We start from the raw sequence: 19,561 nt of genomic DNA, 5'->3' as shown, positions 1-19,561 counted from the left end.
CCCCCATGGGCACGAAGATTAAACCAGCACCCGCGACCCCGCAACCGGAAGAACAAAATTCCTACTTAGAAGGGGTGCGCCACGGGTGACGGGGGACAGGTCGGGATAAGCGCCAATCACGGGCTCGGGAAACGCGCGAGAGTAAGCCGACGCGGAAGCGAAGCGGGTGGGGCGTCGCTAGTACAGCGCTGATTTAATCGCATCCCACGCCGGCTGCAATTGCTTGCCAAACATCACCCAGTCGTGGGTGCCTTCGGTGAGATAGTCGGTGGTGTGGGGGATGGAGGCGTCGGCAAGCGCGGCAGAAAACTCCTCCGTACAGCGACGCGAGCCGGCCTCTAAAAGGGTGCCCCCGATGCGGTCATTGACGGACTTTCCGGGGTAGGCCGCCAGTTCCTCGTCTGTCCATGCGCCCGAGGCCGCGGCGAGGTACAGCGCCGTGCCGCGCAGCCCCTCCGGGTGGGACATGACGTCATTGCGTAGCCAATCCTCCGAACCGCGCGGGCCCCACATGTTCGTTGGGTCGCCGCCCTTGGTGCGCACCGTCAAGTCCACCGTGCCCTGGCCCACCTGGCTGGTGGTGGAATAGCAGCCGGAAATTCCCGCCACGCCATTAAAGAAACCCGGGTTGTTGTTCGCCATCATCACCGCGCCCGACGCTCCCATGGACAATCCAATGAGCCCGCGCTTGCCGTTGTGGTTGAGCTCCGCTTCCACGACGGGGGCGAGTTCGGTGGTGACAAAAGTTTCCCACTTGTGGCGCCCCAGCTTGGGGTCGTCCTCTCTCCAGTCGGTCCACATGGAACCTGCGCCTTGCGACGGAATCACCACGCTCGCATCCGTATCCCCAAACACGCGGCGCACGTGGCCCTTGGTGATCCAGTTCGAGGTCTCCGGGGAATCTACGCCCTCGAGAAAGTACACAACGGGCCCGCCGTTGCCCACGACGACGTCGACGGGAATATCGCGCCCCATCGACGGCGAAGACACGATCCACTTCTCGCGGCCAGGTTCGTCGGTGGCGCGCCGCTCCACGAGGGAGACCTCGTCGATTTCTTTAATCGGGTACGGGTACTCTTCCTGCTCCGTAGACCATGCGTCGGTGAGTAGGTGGGAGGAGGTACCCAAGCCATCGATGACGTTGAACATGGTGTCCACGGCCCACTGCGATGAGGCCTCGTCGCGGCTCGACAGTTGGTAGGAGGAGCCGGGCGTGAACATCAGGGAGCTGGCCACCAGCGCGGAGAAGAGCTTCATAAACGGCTACCTTAATACAGATTCCGGTATGCTCGGCGCACATGCTCGGAAAGGATGACACCATGAAGATGGCCCCGCGCCACCGTCAGCAATTGCCACCGCTTCCGATGGTTTCGGCCAAGCTGGGGGAGCGGTTGGCCAGCCAGGTGTTCGTGGAGGAAGGCCGGGAGTTGCTTCCGGAGTTGCAGGAGTTCCGCCGCGATTTGCACCAGAACCCGGAGGTGGGGCTGCACCTGCCGCGCACCCAGGAGAAGGTGCTCGAAGCCCTTAAAGGCCTACCGCTGGAGATTCATCTCGGCCGTGACCTCAGCTCGGTCGTCGCGGTGCTGCGTGGCGGCAAGCGCGGCGAGCGCCCCGTGTCGGTGCTGCTGCGTGCGGACATGGACGGCCTTCCGGTGCGCGAACAAACGGGCAGTCCTTTCGCTTCGACGAATAACAACATGCATGCGTGTGGCCACGACCTGCACACGGCGGGGCTTATCGGCGCGGTCAAGATGCTCTGCCGCCACCGCGAGGAGCTGTTGGGCGATGTCATCTTCATGTTCCAGCCGGGCGAGGAAGGCCCGGGTGGTGCGCAGCCGATGATTGATGAGGGCGTGCTCGACGCTGCTGGCCGCCGCCCCATTGCCGCCTACGGCCTGCACGTCGGCCCGCAGGATCGGGGTACCTTCCATCACATCGCCGGGCCGATGATGGCCTCGTCCTCGAACCTGGGTATCACCGTCTACGGCAAGGGCGGGCATGGTTCACGCCCGCACGATGCGATTGATCCGGTTGCCGCCTTGGCGGAGATCCAGGTGGCGCTGCAGGTGGCGCTGACCCGGCGCTTCGACGCGAACTCGCCGATTGTCATCACGGTGACCAACCTGCGCGCGGGCGACGGTGCGGTCAACGTCATCCCGGACAAGGCGGAGCTGGGCGCGACGGTGCGCGTGCTTCGCGACGAACACATCGACGCCGTCCGCCAGATGATCATCGAGGTCTCGAGCTCCGTGGCGGCCTCGCACCGTTGTACCGCGAAGGTGGACTTTGAGGTTTTGTATTCGGCCACGAAGACCTCACCGCGCGAGGACCAGTTCGCGGCGTCGTTGTGGGCCGGAATGTTCGGGGCGGAAAACGTACTGACCATGGACACACCAATGATGGCCTCGGAGGACTTCGGCGCGGTGCTATCCCAGGTGCCGGGCACGTTCATGTGGTTCGGCACCGGTGATCCGCACACCCCGGAGCACATGCGCGAGTGGAACCATTCGCCGCTGGTGCGCTTCGATGATTCTGTTCTGGGAGACCAAGCCGCGGCCCTGGCGGCGGTGGCCTTTGAGCGCCTCGCCGCCGAGGACGCCCATCCCTCCCCGGCCACGAAGGCTATGCGTGCGCCGGTGCAGGGGACGGGGTCGGATGCGCAGCCGCGTTCTTCCGCAGCGCAATAGTGCCCCAGATGGTGGCTACCCACACGGCTAGCACGACGACCATGCCGGCGAGCACGGGCCAGATGGCGTCGTCGAACGCGGTGCTTAGCGACGGGAAGAGGTTGTTCGTCACGTGCACCGCGATGGCGGCAATGAGCCAGCGCATCGGCTGTTTCTGGGATAGGCCATAGGCGCTAAGCCCGGTGAATAGCGAGTGGGAGAGCGGGTTGGATACCAATCGGATAACCACCGCCGCGATTGCCCCGGCGGTATCCGAATCGAGGTTATCCACCGTCATGCGCGCGAAGGCGGTAGCGTCCTCACCCGCAGTGAAACCGAGGCCCACGGCCACGCCCACGAAGACGTAGTCGAGCCAGCTACGGGGCCGGGTGACGCAGGTGCAAATGAGAATCACGCCGAGGAATTTCAGCACTTCTTCGGTGAGCGGCGCGTACCCGGCAGCGCCCAGCCAGTCCAGGCCCGCGCGGGCAAGGAGGTGTGTCATGTTCGTATTGAGCTCCACGGCGAGCCCGGAGACCGCGAAGCCCCACACCACGCCGTGGGCAATTCCCGGCCGGCGGCGCAGGAGGAACAGCGTGAGGGAGACGAGTACGGCGGCGAAGACCACAGCAGTCAGCGCGCTGGCGGGTAGGAAGGGTTCGCGGGTGTAGTGGAAGGCGGACACGGCCAGCGCGCCGAGGGTCAGCAGATAGTACAGGTACTTCAAGCTTCCTCCTTCTGAACCCGGTCGGCGAAGTCACTTGCCTTCGGGCCCTCGATATACAGGAAGGAGATGGTGTTGTCGTGCGGGTGAGCCAGCGTGATGCCGTCGCCGTCCTCGACGCGGTAGAGCTCTGGCGCCTGGGTGGTGATGGGGGCGTCGGTGAGCGCGCGCGTCCCGATGAAGGAACGGTGCTGCCGCGGCAGGTAGGTCTCGACCTCGTGGGAGGAGCTGCCTTCCTCAGAAATGATGGTCGCACCACCGCAGTTCCAGGTCTGCGAGGAGGCGTACGGATCCTCCGGGCATTCAAGCCCCGGGATACCGCGTACGGGCGTGGTGTCGGGAGTGGGGTCGGGGAGGAGGGCGTCGGCAAGCGGTACTGCGGCGAGGACGCCGATGCAGGAATAAATCAGTGTGTTTCTCATGCTTTTGACCCTAAGAGCTGCGATTTTGCGCCGGTATCCTCCGCAGGGAGGATTTTGCGGAGTTTCACAATGCTGACAATCGTGGCGACCCACAGGCCGATGAGGATGAGGAAGGTAGGGAAGATGGGCCAGAGGGCGTCGTCAAACGCGGTAGAGATAGACGGGCCGAAATTGGCCGTGAAGTGCACCGCCATGGCGATAAGCAGCCAACGCACCGGTTGCCTGCGGGAGAGTCCATATGCTGCGATGCCGGTGAAAAAGGAGTGCATGAGCGGGTTCGCGATGAAGCGGACAAGGAGCGCCAGCAACGTTCCCCTGAGATCAGAATCGAGGTTCTCCAGCGTCATGTTGGCGTAGTAGACGGCGTTTTCGCTCACGCTAAAACCCATCCCCACGGCCACGCCGACGAAAACGTAGTCCGCCCAGTGGCGGGACCGGATGACGCAGGTGCAAATGAAGATGACGCCGAGGAATTTGAGGACTTCCTCGGTGAGTGGGGCGATGCCAGCGATGACCAGCCAGTCTGGGACCGTGCGGATGAGGAGGTGGTACATGTTCTCGTTGAGCTGGCCGGCGACAGTGGAGACCGCAATACCCCACACCACCCCGTGCGCAATGCCCGGGTGCTTGCGCAAAATCAGCAACGTGAGACCGATTGCCACGGCCGCGTACAACACTGCGGCGAGCGCGCTGGTAGTGACGAAAGCGCCGTGGGAGAAATCATAAGCGACGAACACCAGTCCGGCGGCGGTGAGCAGTTCGTACAAAGTCTGTGTTCTTCTCATGCGGTTTAGGTTATGAACCGGGCTTGGGGTGCCGGTATCCTCCGCAGGGAGGATTTTCCGGAACGCAGGGAGAACTATCGTGGCAACCATGACGAGAAAGACGCGACCACTGTGGATCACGGTGCTGCTCATTCTGCTCTGCGTGGTGGCGGATTTGGCGGCATGGATCCCCCATATCGAAAACTTCGAGGGGACGGATCAGGAAGCCCTTGTTATGGGCTTGATGGGTCTATTTAGCTTCGCCACGTGGATTCTGCTGCCCTTCGCCCTGCACCACTCACGGCGGGAGCGCAACATCCACGAGGAGTACCCCGGCCACCCGGTGGTGCTGATTGCGGCTCTGCTCGTCCTGGTACTAGGCGGGTTTCGCCCACTGTCGCTGTCAGTGCTGGTGGTGTTGATTTCAATCATCTCGCGCGGCCGATTGCGGTGGTCCCTGGCGGGGACGGCGGTCTTCGTGGCCTCGTGTGTGACCGTTATCTCTGTGCCTTACATTCGGATGAACATCTTCGATCCCTTTGGTTACGTGTTCTATGGAAGCCTCTTTCTTATCGTTGCCTGGATTACGGGCTCGGTGCGCGCGCAGCGCCGCCAGCGCGAGGTCACGCTGGTGAGCTTGGCGGAGCTTAATGAGGACCAGCTGCGCTCGCGCGAGGAGCGGGCGCGCCTGGAGGAACGCAACCGCATTGCCCGCGATATCCACGATTCCCTCTCGCATCGGCTCAGCCTTATTTCCGTGTACGCGGGTGGCCTGAACTACCGCAAGGATGCCGACCCGGAGCGCGTCGCTGAGGCGGCGGGAACCATCCAGTCGGAGGCCAAGGCCGCCGTGGAGGACCTGCGCGGGGTGATCAAGGCGCTGCGCGTGGATGACAGGGTGGATCCGCGCGCGAGCATCGAGGAACACATCGAGCGCGCACGTGCGACGGGGACGAAGGTGCGCTATGAGAAGGGGGATGTCGATAAGCTGAGCACACTAGCCGCCCACACGCTGGGCCGCGCCGTGCAGGAGGGGCTGACCAACGCGCGCAAGTACGCGCCGGGGAAGAAGGTGACGCTCAGCGTGGACAACGAGGAAGGTAAGGTGCGGGTGACCATGCAGAACAAGAAGGTGGCGCACCAGCCGGAGTCGGGTGGCGGCAACGGCCTGCTAGGTCTGGAGGAACGCGCCCGGCTGGCGGGAGGTACCTTCACAGTGCTTGACGACGCCTCCACCTTCACCTGGGTCCTCGAACTCCCTGAGGAGGCACGCGCGTAATGATTTCAGTGGTATTAGTCGATGATGAGCAGGCGCTGCGCCGCGGCATTCGGTTCATCCTGGAGGGCGCCGCAGACATCGAGGTGGTGGCCGAGGCCAGCAATGGGCGCGATGGCGTGGCCCGCGTGCTGGACCTGCAACCGGATGTCGTTCTCATGGACATCCGAATGCCCGTCATGGACGGCATCGAGGCGGCTGGGCAGCTGCGCGCGAGCGCGCCGGATATCCCGGTGGGCATGCTCACCGCCTTCGATACGGATGAGTTCATCGTGGATGCGCTGCACGCCGGCGCGATGGGCTTTCTGCTCAAGACCATCGAGCCGGAGGGCCTAGTCTCGGCGGTGCGCGCTGCGGCCACGGGGCAGCAGCTGCTGAGCCCGAAGGCCCTGAAGAATCTGCTGGCGCTCAAGCACCCCGAGCCCGCGCCGGCAGAGACAAAGGCGCCTGGGCCCCGCCCGCTGGAGGGCTTAAGCCAGCGCGAGAACGAGGTGGCGGAGTTAGTGGCCCAGGGCCTAGACAACCAGGAAATCGCGGGGCAGCTCTACGTGTCAGTTACGACGGTGAAAACCCCACATCAAGCACATCCTGGACAAGCTTGGTGGCACCAACCGGGTGCACATCGCGATTGCGGTGTTGGAATCGCGCTAGCGCCGGCGGATAAACGCGGAGGCGAGGCCGAGCAGCGCGATGACGATCACGATGATGGACGCCGCCGGCCAGTACTGGGGGTAGTACTTCAGCGCGTAGCCGAAGACCTGGCTGTCGTTGAACTGGCGGGCAAGTGCAATGGGCATCCACCACAGCTTGGTCAGCGTCAGGATCGCGCCCAAGAGCCCGGCGATGATGCGGCCCGGCCTGCGCAGGAAGAAGCTGGCCGCCACGAGGAGAACACCAACAATCGTGAGTGCGAATAGCAGAGGCGTATCCACGGCGAGCGGCGAGCCATTGATGAGGAACTCGTGGTCCACTTCGTGCTGTTCGATAAGCGTGTAGCCGTCGAGGACGACATCGTCGGGGATGCCCACTTAGGTCTCCTTCTGTTCAGAGTTCGGGTCGTAGCCATCGGCCCAGGTATCGGTGTCGAAGTCGTAGTCTACATTCTCGCCCTTTTCATCGGTGCGCTGGTACCAGTCCGTGTAACGGTGCGCTGAGGAATCGAAGTCGGAGCCGGCACCGCGGCCTTCGTCGGCGTGCTCGACGGTGAGCTCGAAGTCATCGCCGTGCTCCTCGATGCCGCGCACGACGGCGTTTTCCACCGCGGCGCGCGCGTAGGCGCGACGGATGAACATCGGGTCGGAGCGCAGGTCCTTGATGAAGGCCACCATCATGACGAGCAGCACGATGCAGAAAGGCAGCGCCGAGAGGATGGTCAGGTTCTGCAGGCCGGTGAGCACGTCCTCGCCGCCGGTGAGAAGCATGACTACGGCAATGCCCATCATGCACAGGCCCCAGAAGATGACGATGAATTTGTTAGGAGCGGGGTCGCCCTTGGAGGACATGGTTCCCATGATGACCGATGCGGAATCCGCAGAGGTGATGAAGAAGACCGCCAGCACCAGGATCAAAATGAAAGGCGTGATGCTGCTCAGCGGCAGGTTGTCGAACATGGCGAAAAGAACCTGCTCGCCGGAGGCGGAGCCATCAAAGCTGGGTAGTTCTTCGCGCTGGAAGGTAATGGCCGTGCCGCCGAAGATGGTGAAGGCCAGGATGAGGATGAGGGAAGGGGCGAAGACGGTCACGGCCGTGAATTCGCGCAGCGTGCGGCCACGGGAGATACGGGCCACGAACATGCCGACGAACGGCGTCCAGGCAATCCACCACGCCCAGTAGAACGCAGTCCAGTAGGACTGGAACTCGACGGTTTCATCGCCCCAGGACAGGCCTTTGGCCATCATCGGCAAAAGCTGGTCGATGTAGGTCACGATGCCGGAGGGCACGAGATTGAGCAGGAGCAAGGTCGGACCGGTGAAGAAGACAAAGATGACCAAGCCGAGTGTCACCGTGATGTTGAAATTAGAGAGATAGCGCACGCCGCGGGAGACACCCGAGACCGCCGAGATGATGAAACCGCAGCCCAGGACCGCAATGATCACGATGAGCACGGAGTTGGTCAGCGGGCCGGCACCACGGATGATGGAGACGCCTTGGCCGATCTGGATGGCGGAAAGACCCAGTGTGGCGGCGGTGCCGAAGAGCGTGGCGACGAGGGCGAGGACGTCGATAAGCTTGCCCAGCGGGCCGTCGGTATCGCGGGAGCCGAACAGCGGCTTGAAAATCGAGGACACCAGAGGGACGCGTCCGCGGCGGTAGGAGGAATAGGCGATGGCGCCGCCGACGAGGGCATAGGCTGCCCAGGGCGAGATTCCCCAGTGGTAGTGCGCCTGGGCCATGGCCTGGTGCAGGGCCTCGACGCTGTTGCCGTCGACGGTGTGCGGCGGCGGGGTGAGGTAGTGCGACAGCGGCTCTGACGGGCCGTAGAAGAAGATGCCGACGCCGATGCCGGCGCCAAACATCATGGCGACCCAGCTAAACCAGCCGAACTCAGGCTCTTCGTCATCGGTACCGAGCTTGATGCGGCCTAGGCGGGAGCAACCGATGTAGAGCATGGTGGCTACGGCCATCATCATGGTGATGTTGAGCAGCCACCCGGCGTTCGTGATGGCCCAGGAAAAGGCGGAGGAGGATGCGGCCGAGACGGATTCTGGCGAGCTAATGCCCCACACGATGAAGGCTACGACGAAGGTAGCGGTGCTGAAAAAGGTGATTTTGTCGAGGGCGAAAGCGTTGCGTTGGTCCTCCACGCCGATGCCAGGGACCAAGCCCGGGTGCATGTCGTGGGGATAGATGCCTACTGGGGGACCGGTGGCTTGTCGAGAGTTCATGGTGACCATTATCGCAGGTGCGCGAAATGACAGTGTTGTGAGCTAGGATGAAGACACTTATTTCTGCGTCGATTGGAATGCCATGTCGCTGCCTAATTTTGATGAGAATGTCCGTGAGCTGGAGGAAGCCTTCGCTCTCTTCGAACTCGTGGAGGAACACGTACTCGATCCGAACCTTTTGCTGTCGGTGAAATGATTCGCCTTTTCAGCGCCCTCTTTCCCTCCGCGGAGGCCCGTGAGCACCTCGTACGGGCTGTGCGCCCGCTCAAGGACAACGGGTTGCGGTGGGCGGACCCGGATAACTGGCACATCACCCTCGACTTTTTCGGGGAACAGCCCAATGACGCAGTGGAGGTCCGCGAGGCGCTGCGCGGCATCGAAGCGGGGCCGCTCACGCTGAGCCTGAGCGGGGCTGGCTCTTTTGAGAAACAGGTGCTGTGGGCAGGTGTCAAAGGGCAGGTCAAACATCTCATGCTTGAGCCCTCGCGCCCACACCTCACGCTGGCCCGGGCGGGGAGGCGGACGCGGGATCCGTGGCTCATCCCGGATGCGGTGCACGCGCTGAGCGTCTACCGCGGGCCCGAGTTCGAGGCCACGGAAATCAGCCTCGTCCAATCTTTCTTGGGAGAGGGGCGCGGCGGTGGGCCCCGCTATGAGGTCATTGACGCATTTCCGCTGCGGTGATCTTTTCAATCAGCGTATCCAGTTCCGCGCGGCTGGGCTGCGTGAGCGGGTTGACCACGCAGAAGTCGAGGAGGAAGTAGCCGGCGGTTTGCAGGGCCGTGTGGCGCTCCCAGAACTGGCTGATATCGGAATGATTGGTCGCCAGCGACTGGATGCTGCGGCGTTCCGAGAGCAGCTCGTAGTGCAGGTCGCGGCGCTGTGCGAGTGCCTCTTCCGGGGTCTTAATCAACAGCGCGCCCAGCAGGGCGGCCATCGCCTCGAAGCAGCGCGTTTGCAGGCGGTAGTGGTTGATCAGCTGGGCGCGCGGCTTCCACAGCCACAGGAAGAGCATCGCCACGACCACGGAGAGTCCAATCTCCGCCATGCGCGAGCCGATGGTGTGGGCCATGTGCTCCGAAGAGTTGCCCATGAGCAAAGCAAGCGGCGTGGAGAAGATAACGCACAGCGCGTAGTTCTTCACCACCAGAATCTCTGCGCAGAACTGGCAGAAGGCCAGCGCGAGCACCAACCCCCAGCCGTGCGGGCTGAAAGAGGCAATGAGCGCAAAGACGCACACGCCTAAGACGGAGCCCAGCATACGTTGCACACCGCGAATCGTTCCCGGAACCCGGTCCGGCCCCCACTGCAAGAGCAGGAGCACCGAGACCGCGCCCCAGTCCGGGCGGTTGAGCCCCAGCGCCATGCCAATGAACGCGGTGGCCAGGCCACCGAGCGCGATCTTTTCCGCTGTTACCACCGCGTGGGAATTGCCCACCGCGGCGCGGTAGAAGCGGTAGCGCATCGTCGGCTTGGTGTGCGGGATGGTGGTGCGGTCCGGGTCCACGTAGGTGGGGGAATCAGACAGCTCATCCGAGTTGCCGCCGACCTGCTTGTGGTGCGCCACGATGCGCTGCTGCGCGGCCAGCGCGCGGTGCACCAGCTCCGCCTGGGCGGGGTGGCGGATGCGGCCGCCGCGGATGACGCCGGCGTCGGCAAGCGCTTGCCACGCCGTGGAAATGGCGGACTGCGCCTGGTGGTGGCGAGCCAGGAAATCGCTATCGGAGTTCACGAAGGCATCGGCGGCCTTCTCCAACGCGGCCACCGCGCGGGTCTCCGGGCCGTGCGGATCCCGAAAGCGCGGCAGCATGCCCAGCACGTAGCTGACCAACACGCCGGCCAGGCTCCATGCGGCCACCTCCCAGGGCGAGACCCCGCGCAGCATCGTGGAGCCGCCGGCCACCATCACGATGAAGAAGGAACCCGGCGGCGGCAGCCGCAGCGCATTCTGCACGAACGCGCCGGTTGTCGCCAGCACCACCGTAAACACCGCGGACAGCGCCAGGCCATGCACCCCGACGAGGGAGCCGGCTGTGGCCGCCAGCGTGAGCAACCCACCGGCCGTCAGGATCACGCGGCGCCGGGTGCGGTAGGGGTGTCCCTCGCCGTAGATGACGGAGAAGGCGCCGGCGGAAATGAGCAGCACCGCATCCGGGTGGCCCGTCACTACAGCGATCCCGCCGGGGATAATGATCGCCAACGCTGCGCGCAGAGCACCGGGCCAGCGGCGCGCGGAGGTGTTGAAGGCGGTAAAGAGCTGAAGTGCGTTAGGACGTTGCGGCAGAGGGTGTTCCATATCGGGAGAACACCTTACTCGCTTCGCCGTGCTCGACCAGTCGGCCGTCCTGCAGGACCGCCACCGTGGGGCATAAGTGGCGCACGACGTCGATGTCGTGGGAGACGAAAACCAGCGTCATGTCCTTCGTCACGCGCTGCAATAACTCGAGGACCTGGGCCCGCGAGGTGGCGTCCAGTGCCGAGACTGCCTCATCCGCCAGCAGGATCTCCGGCTTGCCCACCACGGCGCGCGCCAGCGAAATACGTTGGCGCTGCCCGCCGGAGAAGTCCCGGGGATAGCGCTCGAAGCCGTCGATGCCGACCTCCCGGAGCACCGCCTCGGCATCTTCGCGCGTCCCGCCGCCTTCGGCCACGATCTTCCAGATGGGCATGCGCGGGTTGAGCGAGCCCTTGGGGTCCTGGAAGACCATGTGCACGCGCTTCTTCACTGCCACCGTCCCCGAGGTCGGCTGCGCCAGCCCCGTGAGAAGCTTGAGCAGCGTGGATTTGCCGGAGCCGGAACCGCCGACGATGCCGAGGCGTTCGCCCTCGCGGACGGTGAGGGAGACGTCGTCCAGCGCGGTGACCCCGCGGTAGGCCTTGGTCACGTTCTTAAGCTCGATGACGGGCTCGCCCAGGGTGGGCATGGGCGGCGGGGTGAGGTCGGGAGTGGTGAGCTCACCGATGCGCACGACGCGGTCGCACACGCGCTTGACGACGTCCTGGTCATGGCTAATAAACAGCAGCGCCGTGTCTTCGCTGTCCGCGGCATCGACGATGGTGGAGAGGATCTCCTCCTGGGTGAAGGGATCCAGGGCGGTGGTCGGCTCATCGCAGATGAGGAGCTTGGGGCGGCGGGCCATGGCCATCTCGATGAGCGCGCGCTGGCGCTGTCCGCCGGAGAGCTGGTGTGGGAAGCGGTTGAAGCCGGGCACCTTCATCAGCGGGTCGAGTGCGGTCATGGGTTCTTGGAAGACCATGGCCAGCGGCAGCTTGCGCAGGTCGCGGTCGCGCATGCCCAGCAGCTCCTGGCCGTTGAAGTTAATGGATCCGGTGGCTTGCAGGTGGTCGGGCAACAGCCCCATGATGGCTAGGGCGGTCAGGGACTTGCCGCTGCCGGAATCGCCGATGAGGCCGACGCGCTCGCCGGGTGCGATGGAAAAGGAGAGGGGGCCGACGGGGCCCACGCGCAGATCAGTGACGGTCAGCATGGCTTCCTAGAAGGTTGAATCCGAGGACGGTGCCGGCAATCGCCAGCCCGGGCCACAGCGCCTGGAGGGGGTGGGTGGCGAGGAGGGGTTGGGCGTCGTGCAGCATGCGGCCCCAGGAGGCGGTCGGCGGGGCGGTACCCAGGCCGAGGTAGGAGAGGCCAGCCTCGGCGAGGACGGCCAGCGCAAAGTAGACGGAGGCCTGGATGGCCACGATGCCGCCGAGGTTCGGCAGGACGTGGCGCCACGCGATGAGCGCCGGCGGCACGCGCGAAATGCGCGCGGCGGCGATATAGTCCTGCGTCATGATCTGCAGCGTGCCGGAGCGCGTGACCCGGATGAAAGAGGGAATGCCGGCGATGCCGATGGCGATGGTCGCCGTGAGCGTCGACGAGCCCCACACCGCGCCGGCGACGATGGCCAGCAGGAGCGCCGGGAAGGCGAGCAGCAGGTCGGTGGCCGCCATGATGAAACCGCCACCGCGCATCCCGGCGATAATACCCAGCGGAACGCCAATGAGCGCGGCGATGGCCACCGCCACCACGCCCACCAGCACGGTGATTTGGGCGCCGGCGAGGATGCGGGAGAAGGTATCGCGCCCGAAGCGGTCGGTGCCCATGAGGTGCTCCAGGCTGGGGCCGGCTAGGCGGTCGGGGGAGATGAGGTTCGGGTCATAGGGCGTCCACACCAGGGAGACCAGGGCAAGCAGGATGGTCAGGCCCACCAGAATGTAGCCGGGTTTCATCGCGCCTCCTTGAGCCTTGGGTCGATGACCCGGTAGGCCAGGTCCGTGAGCAGGTTGACGGTCAGGGTGAAGGTCACGAAGACCATGATGAGGGTCTGGACGGTGGTGAGGTCGCGGGTGGAGACGGCGTCGAGAAGCATGGAGCCCAGACCCGGGATGACGAAGACGTTCTCGATGACCACCGCGCCCACCACCAAGGTGCTCAGCTGCACGCCGGTGACGGTGAGCACCGGCAGGGCGGCGTTGCGCAGGCCGTGGCGGATGAGCGCCCCGGTGCGGGATTCACCCAGGGAGCGGGCGGTGCGGATGTAGTCCTTGTCCATCTCCTCACGGAGGGTGGCGCGCACGTAGCGCGTGAGCATCGCGCCTTGCACCAGCGCCAGCGAGATAACCGGCAGGACCAGGTGGCTTAAACCCTCGCGCGGCAGCTGCCAGCCGTTGGCCGGCAGCCATCCCAGGTGCACGGAGAACACGGCAACCAGCAAAATACCGACGAGGAAGCTCGGTACCGCGATGCCCAGCTGCGTGGCGGCATTGAGCACGGGGAGGCGAAAGCGGGCGAGCAGGATGCCCATGGGGATAGCACCGACCAGGGCGAGGGCGATGGCCAGCCCAATGAGCAACAGCGTAACCTGCGCGCGGTCAATCACCAGCGGGGTGATGTCCTGCTGCGAGGACAGGGAGATTCCGAAGTTGCCGGTTAACAGCCCTTTCATCCACTCCAGGTACTGCACGATGAGCGGGCGGTCTAAGCCCATGGAGTGGGTCAGCTTCTCCACGGCCTCGTCCGTGGCGTTGACGCCCAAGGCCACGCGCGCCGGGTTGCCGGGCACGGCCCGCATGAGCAGGAAGATGATGATGGAGGCGGCCCACATGGTGCCGAGGAAGCGCAGGATTCTCATCGCACACCTCGCAACTCAATGGCATCGGTGATCTGATTCGGCTGCAGGCCGGTCAGGCCCTCGCGGTAGAGCACGATATTGGGCATGTTCATCAAGGTCAGGGCGGGCATGTCCTCCATAATCTGGTCCACGGCCCCTGTCATGTCATCCTGCTCCAACAGCGTGCGGGCCTGCGGCGAATCATAGCCGAGGTAATAGTCAGGGTTGCCAAAGATGGTGGGGATATCGCGCGGCTCGACGTGCGCGACGAGCGACATCTGATAGTCCTTGGCGCCCATGACTTGGCTCAGCCACACCGCGGGGAACTCCGCGGTTTCCAGCGTGACCTCAAAGCCCATCTCTGTGAGCTGCGAGTAGAGGAACTCGGAGAGCGTTTGTGCATAGGGCAGGCTCGGCACCGTGAGAGTGAGCGGCGTGCCCACCGCGCCGGCCTCCTCCATCAGCGCGCGGGCGCGCGCAGGCTCATAGGGGTAGTAGTCCTTCCCGCTAAACCAGGGGTCAGTGGGCGGGACGGGTGCTCCGCCAGTGTCCTGCGCGCGGCCTTCCCAGAGGATCTCGTTGGCGGCCCGGCGGTCGATGCCATAGGCCACGGCGCGGCGCACGCGGGGGTCGTCGAAAGGCGCTGCCTGGTTATTCATGGACAGCAGCACCTCACCGTTCGTGGTGCCCACGGCGGTCTCGATGGAGTCATCGAGGGTGTCGAGCAGCTCGGGGTTCTGCACGCCCCATACCGCATCCACCCCGCCGGAGCGCAGCGCGTTAACCGCGGTGAGGGAATCCGGGAAGTAGCGGATGGTGATGTCTTCCTTCGCCGGGGTGCCCCAGTAGTCCGGGCGGGCGCGCAGCGCGATGTATTCGTTGGGGGAGAAGCCCGCGACGGCAAAGGGGCCGGTGCCCACCGCTTCGGTGGGGGTGCGCATCGCGCCAATAGCGGTGCCCATGGACCATAACCACCCAGCGGAGGGACGGCTTAGGGTGACGAGGAGCGTGTGATCATCGACAGCCGTGGCGGATTCCACCACGTCCATCTGGGCGCTAATGCCGTTCGTCCACTCCGTCTTCACCGCGTTGATGGACCACGCGGCGGTGTGCGCGGTGAAAGCCTCGCCGTTGGAGAAGGAAGCCTCACGCAGGTGGAAGGTGTAGCGCGTGGAGTCCACCTCCCAGGATTCGGCGAGCCCAGGGACAATCTCTCCCTCCGGGGAGATGCGCACCAGGGTCTCGTAGACGTTGCTCATGAGCGCTGCCGGGATGGCGGCGCCGCCGACGGTGGTGAAATCCAGGGAGGTCGCCGGCGTCGTGGTGGCCAGCGTCAGCGCGGAGGAATCCGAATCAACCACTGCCGTGGAGCCGGCAGAACACGCGCTTAACGACGCCCCCACGACCACCCCCAGCGCACCCAGCCAAGTCTTCATCATCCTTCCGACAGCTTGACCTCGAGTGGGGACGTGGTGCCGCGCACGTTCGTCATGCCAAGCGTCATGCGGTCCCCGAGGTACAGGATTTCGGTGCACTCGACGGGATGCCCGGAGTGATCCGAGATGTCGAGGTGCAGGCGCCACAGCGGGGTGCCGGGGTCGATATTGAGGGAGCGCGCATCCTCCTCGCTGGCGTAGGCGAGGGAGAGCTCGCGGTTGACGCTGTCGAATTCCACGCCCTGCTTGCGCAGGTGATCGTGGATGGACTCATTGTCGGCATCGAAGCTGAGGATCTGGCTGCCCACGTCCAGTGGGAAGAACATGCGCTCGATGGCGATGGGCATGCCGTTGGCGCTGCGCACGCGGTGCACAAAGATAACGGGGGAGCCGGTTTCTACCCGCAGGAACTCGGCCTCCCTATCGGTAGCAGGGCAGCGCCCCAGCCACAACGTGGACGCGCCGGGCTCGAAGCCGCGCTCGCGCAGCCAGTGCGTCACGGAGTAAATGGAATCGAAGGACTCCGAGGTAAAACGGCCGAGGACGACGGAGCGGCGGCCACGGCCGGAGGAGATGAGCCCTTCCGAGCGCAAAGCCGCGACGGCTTGGCGCACCGGGCCGCGGGAGGAGGAGAATTGCTCGCAGAGCTCGGCCTCGCTGGGCAGGAAATCGCCAGGGGAAAGCTTCTTGCTGCGAATGAGGGTGCGCAGGTAGTCAGCGATAATGCTGTGCTGCTGAGTACCGCGAAGGGCCACAGGGATCCTCCTCTATGTAAAACGCTGTGACGGGCAACGATGCGCGTACGCCTACAATTGCCACGCGCGCGCCAGGTTACTCATGTTACCCAACGCGGCCTTGTGGCTTGTGGATTGCAGGGAAATCATGAGTTCGTCCGCCTGAGCCAACTTCTGGAAGTCGGTGAGATACTCGCGCACGTGCTCTACATTTCCGACAGCGGAGTACTGCAGCATGCTGATGATTTGCTGGCCCTGAGGGGAGTCGATGATGCGGGCGACGTCGTCGTCGCTGAGCTGCCTGCCGCGGCTGACGAAGGCCTTCACGCGGCGGAAGCAGACCTTTTCGAATTCCTCTTCTGCGTCATCCCCCGCGGTGACGTTGACGCCGGCGATGACATAGGGTTCGGGGTGGGCTTCGGAAGGCTGGTAATTCTCGCGGTAATACGCCGTGGCGGCTTCCAAGTGCTGCGGGGCGAAGTGCGAGGCGAAGGCATAAGGCAGCCCGAACTTGGCGGCCAGCGAGGCACCGAAAAGCGAGGAGCCCAGGATGTAAATCGGCACGTTCGTGCCGTGGCCGGGGATAGCCTGCACACCGGGGACGAGAGATTTGCCGGAAAGGTAGCCTTGCAACTCCTTGACGTCCTCGGGGAAACGCTCGGCGGCGTTTCTATCGCGGCGCAGGGCGCGGCCCAAGGTCTTCATATCGGTGCCGGGTGCGCGGCCCAAGCCTAAGTCGATGCGGCCGGGGTAGAGCTCGGCGAGGGTTCCGAATTGTTCAGCGATAACATAGGGCGCGTGGTTCGGCAGCATGACGCCGCCGGAGCCCAAGCGGATGCGCTCGGTCTTCGCGCCGATGTGTGCGATGAGCACCGCCGGGGAGGAGGAAGAAATGGAGGGCATGTTGTGGTGCTCGGTGTACCACATGCGCTTAAACCCCAAAGCCTCCGCGCGTTGCGCTAGTTCGACCGACCTAGCCATGGACTGAGAAGGGGTCTCCCCCTCATAAATGGTGCAGAAATCGAGGATGGATAGAGCCGCGCGAGGCGTCATGGACTACTCACTTTTCTTCGACGAGGATGTAGATACAACGTCGATGATAACGCCGATGGCAAATGCGAGGAGCGTGGGAACCACCCAGCCCAAACCAACGTCTTGGCCAGGGGAGAAATCAAGCGGCACACCGAAGGAGGTGGCGGCGGACCACAGCACGGAAACCCACAGCGCCAAGCGGAATCCCCAGTAGAAGGTGACCCACTTCTTGACCGCCGGCTGCAGAAGCGTCAGCGCGATCAACGAGATAGCCGGCGGGTACAAGAACACGATGAAGGGCACCGCGATGGCAAGCACCGTGTCCAGACCCTGGAAGGCGAAGGCGATGGACAGTGCGGTAAACAAGCAAGCCCAGAAGTGGTAGGTGGTCTTCGGTACCAGCATGGCGAAGAACTCCGAGGTGGCGGAAATCAGGCCCACGGCGGTGGTCATACACGCCAGGATGACGATGGCGGAGAAGACGGCCTGGCCGACGTTGCCCATGGTGAGATTGGAGGCGTCGGCAAGCAAGGCGGCGCCGGAATCGTAGGAGGCACCGTTCGGCATAGTTTGGCCGATCCACGCCAGGCCCAGATAAATGGCGGCGAGCAGCGCGCCGGCGATGACGGTGGAAGTGATGGTTCCGCGCAGCAGCGCCCGGTCGGTGGAGAAGCCCTTGGAACGCAGCGAGGTCACGATGACGATGGAGAAAGCCAGGCCGGCGATGGCGTCCATGGTGTTGTAGCCCTCAAAGAGACCCGTGACGAAGGGCGCGGAAGCGTACTCCTCAGTCGGGGTGCCGGGAACGCGGGGATTCGCCACGGTAGCGAGGGTGATGAGGACGGCGAGCAGGATGACCAGTGCCGGGGTCAGGAACTTTCCTAGGGTGTCGATGATGTCATTCGGGCGCCAGGCCAGGGCCAAAGCGATGAGGAAGAAGACGACGTTGAAGGCACCGTTGGCAAAGGTGCCCTCCCACCCGAGCAGCGGGGTAATCGCAGTCTCCATGGAGACCGCGCCGGTGCGCGGCAGGGCGTAGAAGGCACCGATGGCCAGGTAGGCGATGACGGAGAAGGTCACGCCGAAGATCTTGCCGCCGTGGTTTCCGATGTCTCGCACGGATTGACCGGAAATGGCCACCGCGATCACCGCTAAGACCGGCAGTGCCACGCCGGCGGCGAGGAAGCCCAAGGTGGCCGGCCAGAAGTTGGTGCCGGAGGAGACACCGACCTCTGGCGGGAAGATGAGGTTGCCCGCTCCGAAGAACATGGAGAAGAGCATGAGGGAGGCAACGATCACGATGCCGATGGGCGAGCTCGTCTTTGAAGCGGACTGGGCGGGGGCCTGAACGTCATTTATGGACATTTTTCTAAGGATAATGCCCATGACATGAGATGTAAATTTTAGCTAAATGCTTTCTCCAGCCGGTCGAGTGCCTCTTCCAGCAGCTCACGTGAGGTTGCGAAATTAAGACGGGCATGATGCTCGCCGCCCGTACCGAAGGTGACACCCTCGTTGAGGGCTACCTTGGCGTGCTCGCGCACCCAGGCCGCGGGCTTCGGGTCATCCCCAATGGCGGTCTCGCTAAAGTCCAACCACAGAAGGTAAGTAGCCTGCGGGTGGGAAGTCTTGAGGCCAGGCACGCGCTTGGGCAGCTCCTCCACCAGCCAGTCGCGGGTCTTCTTCAGATACTCGATTTCCTCGTCAAGGAACTCGCTGCCGTGGCGGTAGGCGGCCTCTGCCGCCAAGATGCCGAGCGTGCCGGTGCCGTCCTTGGCTACGCCGGTCAGCGAGTTCCAGCGCTCGACGTCCGCGGTGTTGGAGAAGATCACCTGCGCGCACTTTAGCCCTGCGGTATTCCATGCTTTGGACGTGGCGGTGACGGTAATAACGCGGTCGGACAAAGCGCCGAGCGGGATGTGGCGGCCTTCGTAGACCAGCGGGGCGTGGATCTCATCGGAGAGGATGCGGGCATCGTACTTCTCCGCCAGCTCCACCAGCCCTCGCAGCCAGTCCTCATCAAAGACAATGCCCAGCGGGTTATAGGGGTGGGAGAGCAGGATGGAGCCGGCGCCGGCCTGGAAGGCGCGCTCGATATCATCGAGCTCCAGCGAGGTTTCAATCTTCTCGCGCCCGGCGGTCTCCGGCAGCTCCAGCAGCGGCGGGTAGGAGGGAACCGGCACGGCCACCGCGCCCTCAGTAAAGTACTGCACGCCGAGCAACAAGCCGCGCACCACATCCCCGATCCAGAAGACGTGTTCTGGGCGCCAGCCGTAGCGCGATTCGTAGAAATTTGCTATTGCCGCGTTGAGCTCGGAGGCCTTGGGCGCTGGGGTGTAGCCGAAGGATTCGGCGTCGACCGCCTCCTGGATGGCCTCCTTGACCGCCGGCGCGGTGAGGAAGTCTGATTCGGCGATCCACAGCGGGATGACGTCTTCGTCATAGACGGTCCACTTGCGGGTGCCGCGGGCGGAGAGTTCTTTCAGGCTAGGGAAACGCATGCGTCCCACC

The 19,561-nt window shown here is 64.2% G+C and carries 18 protein-coding genes; 4 read left to right on the top strand and 14 right to left on the bottom strand.

Annotation, left to right across the window (positions count from 1 at the left end; genetic code table 11):
* Positions 1-177 precede the first annotated feature (177 nt).
* A complete protein-coding gene (locus tag HMPREF2806_RS12590) occupies positions 178-1,257 on the bottom strand; it encodes an alpha/beta hydrolase (protein WP_070517899.1) in 1,080 nt (359 codons plus the stop codon).
* A 62-nt stretch (positions 1,258-1,319) separates the two neighbouring features.
* On the opposite strand from HMPREF2806_RS12590, the gene HMPREF2806_RS12585 reads away from it, so the two are divergent.
* Positions 1,320-2,687, top strand: coding sequence for a M20 metallopeptidase family protein (locus tag HMPREF2806_RS12585; protein ID WP_070517898.1), 1,368 nt, complete (start codon positions 1,320-1,322; stop codon positions 2,685-2,687).
* Here the strand turns inward: HMPREF2806_RS12585 and HMPREF2806_RS12580 are convergent.
* Genes HMPREF2806_RS12580 through HMPREF2806_RS12570 form a run of 3 tightly spaced genes read right to left on the bottom strand, consistent with a single transcriptional unit; the run spans position 2,623 to position 4,597 of the window.
* A complete protein-coding gene (locus tag HMPREF2806_RS12580; RefSeq protein ID WP_070517897.1) occupies positions 2,623-3,393 on the bottom strand; it encodes a PrsW family glutamic-type intramembrane protease in 771 nt (256 codons plus the stop codon). The genes HMPREF2806_RS12585 and HMPREF2806_RS12580 overlap by 65 nt on opposite strands.
* Entirely contained in the window at positions 3,390-3,812 is a 423-nt protein-coding gene (locus tag HMPREF2806_RS12575) for a hypothetical protein (protein WP_070513652.1), read from the bottom strand. Before HMPREF2806_RS12575 ends, HMPREF2806_RS12580 begins: the two co-directional genes overlap by 4 nt.
* On the bottom strand, positions 3,809-4,597 hold the full coding sequence (locus HMPREF2806_RS12570; protein ID WP_083306555.1) for a PrsW family glutamic-type intramembrane protease: 789 nt from the start codon (positions 4,595-4,597) through the stop codon (positions 3,809-3,811). The genes HMPREF2806_RS12575 and HMPREF2806_RS12570 overlap by 4 nt, the downstream gene beginning before the upstream one ends.
* A gap of 88 nt (positions 4,598-4,685) precedes the next feature.
* On the opposite strand from HMPREF2806_RS12570, the gene HMPREF2806_RS12565 reads away from it, so the two are divergent.
* Together HMPREF2806_RS12565 and HMPREF2806_RS12560 are read left to right on the top strand one after the other, a co-directional pair.
* Positions 4,686-5,855 carry a sensor histidine kinase gene (locus HMPREF2806_RS12565; protein ID WP_232745482.1) on the top strand — a complete coding sequence of 390 codons (1,170 nt, stop codon included), beginning with the start codon at positions 4,686-4,688 and terminating at the stop codon, positions 5,853-5,855.
* Positions 5,855-6,769 (top strand): response regulator, encoded by a 915-nt coding sequence (locus HMPREF2806_RS12560; protein WP_232745480.1) that lies wholly within the window; start codon positions 5,855-5,857, stop codon positions 6,767-6,769. Before HMPREF2806_RS12565 ends, HMPREF2806_RS12560 begins: the two co-directional genes overlap by 1 nt.
* A 111-nt stretch (positions 6,770-6,880) precedes the next feature.
* Here the strand turns inward: HMPREF2806_RS12560 and HMPREF2806_RS12550 are convergent, their stop codons facing one another.
* On the bottom strand, positions 6,881-8,746 hold the full coding sequence (locus HMPREF2806_RS12550) for a BCCT family transporter (protein WP_070517894.1): 1,866 nt from the start codon (positions 8,744-8,746) through the stop codon (positions 6,881-6,883).
* 183 nt (positions 8,747-8,929) lie between these two features.
* Between HMPREF2806_RS12550 and thpR the strand changes: the two genes are divergently transcribed.
* Positions 8,930-9,421 (top strand): RNA 2',3'-cyclic phosphodiesterase, encoded by a 492-nt coding sequence (gene thpR, locus HMPREF2806_RS12545; protein WP_083306554.1) that lies wholly within the window; start codon positions 8,930-8,932, stop codon positions 9,419-9,421.
* Here the strand turns inward: thpR and HMPREF2806_RS12540 are convergent.
* Genes HMPREF2806_RS12540 through HMPREF2806_RS12500 form a run of 9 tightly spaced genes read right to left on the bottom strand, consistent with a single transcriptional unit; the run spans position 9,396 to position 19,551 of the window.
* Positions 9,396-11,033 carry an FUSC family protein gene (locus HMPREF2806_RS12540; RefSeq protein ID WP_070517893.1) on the bottom strand — a complete coding sequence of 546 codons (1,638 nt, stop codon included), beginning with the start codon at positions 11,031-11,033 and terminating at the stop codon, positions 9,396-9,398. The two genes, thpR and HMPREF2806_RS12540, sit on opposite strands and share 26 nt — an antisense overlap.
* Positions 11,005-12,225 (bottom strand): ATP-binding cassette domain-containing protein, encoded by a 1,221-nt coding sequence (locus HMPREF2806_RS12535; RefSeq protein WP_070517892.1) that lies wholly within the window; start codon positions 12,223-12,225, stop codon positions 11,005-11,007. The genes HMPREF2806_RS12540 and HMPREF2806_RS12535 overlap by 29 nt, the downstream gene beginning before the upstream one ends.
* The gene (locus HMPREF2806_RS12530; protein WP_010190814.1) at positions 12,209-12,967 is read right to left on the bottom strand and encodes an ABC transporter permease; all 759 of its coding nucleotides are present in this window, start codon (positions 12,965-12,967) and stop codon (positions 12,209-12,211) included. The genes HMPREF2806_RS12535 and HMPREF2806_RS12530 overlap by 17 nt, the downstream gene beginning before the upstream one ends.
* Positions 12,964-13,869 (bottom strand): ABC transporter permease, encoded by a 906-nt coding sequence (locus tag HMPREF2806_RS12525; RefSeq protein ID WP_070517891.1) that lies wholly within the window; start codon positions 13,867-13,869, stop codon positions 12,964-12,966. The genes HMPREF2806_RS12530 and HMPREF2806_RS12525 overlap by 4 nt, the downstream gene beginning before the upstream one ends.
* Complete coding sequence (locus HMPREF2806_RS12520) at positions 13,866-15,284, bottom strand: ABC transporter substrate-binding protein (protein WP_070517890.1); 1,419 nt, start codon at positions 15,282-15,284, stop codon at positions 13,866-13,868. The genes HMPREF2806_RS12525 and HMPREF2806_RS12520 overlap by 4 nt, the downstream gene beginning before the upstream one ends.
* Positions 15,284-16,039, bottom strand: a complete 756-nt coding sequence (locus HMPREF2806_RS12515; RefSeq protein WP_070517889.1) for a GntR family transcriptional regulator — start codon at positions 16,037-16,039, stop codon at positions 15,284-15,286. Before HMPREF2806_RS12515 ends, HMPREF2806_RS12520 begins: the two co-directional genes overlap by 1 nt.
* A 51-nt stretch (positions 16,040-16,090) precedes the next feature.
* On the bottom strand, positions 16,091-17,071 hold the full coding sequence (locus HMPREF2806_RS12510; protein ID WP_070513624.1) for an LLM class flavin-dependent oxidoreductase: 981 nt from the start codon (positions 17,069-17,071) through the stop codon (positions 16,091-16,093).
* A 3-nt stretch (positions 17,072-17,074) separates the two neighbouring features.
* Positions 17,075-18,415, bottom strand: coding sequence for a branched-chain amino acid transport system II carrier protein (gene brnQ, locus HMPREF2806_RS12505; protein WP_070517888.1), 1,341 nt, complete (start codon positions 18,413-18,415; stop codon positions 17,075-17,077).
* Between the two features lie 38 nt (positions 18,416-18,453).
* Complete coding sequence (locus HMPREF2806_RS12500; protein WP_046649024.1) at positions 18,454-19,551, bottom strand: MalY/PatB family protein; 1,098 nt, start codon at positions 19,549-19,551, stop codon at positions 18,454-18,456.
* Positions 19,552-19,561: the final 10 nt, after the last annotated feature.

Source organism: Corynebacterium sp. HMSC076G08 (assembly GCF_001811515.1).
GTDB classification, from domain to species: domain Bacteria; phylum Actinomycetota; class Actinomycetes; order Mycobacteriales; family Mycobacteriaceae; genus Corynebacterium; species Corynebacterium hiratae.
This window is presented reverse-complemented; position numbering and strand designations above follow the sequence as displayed.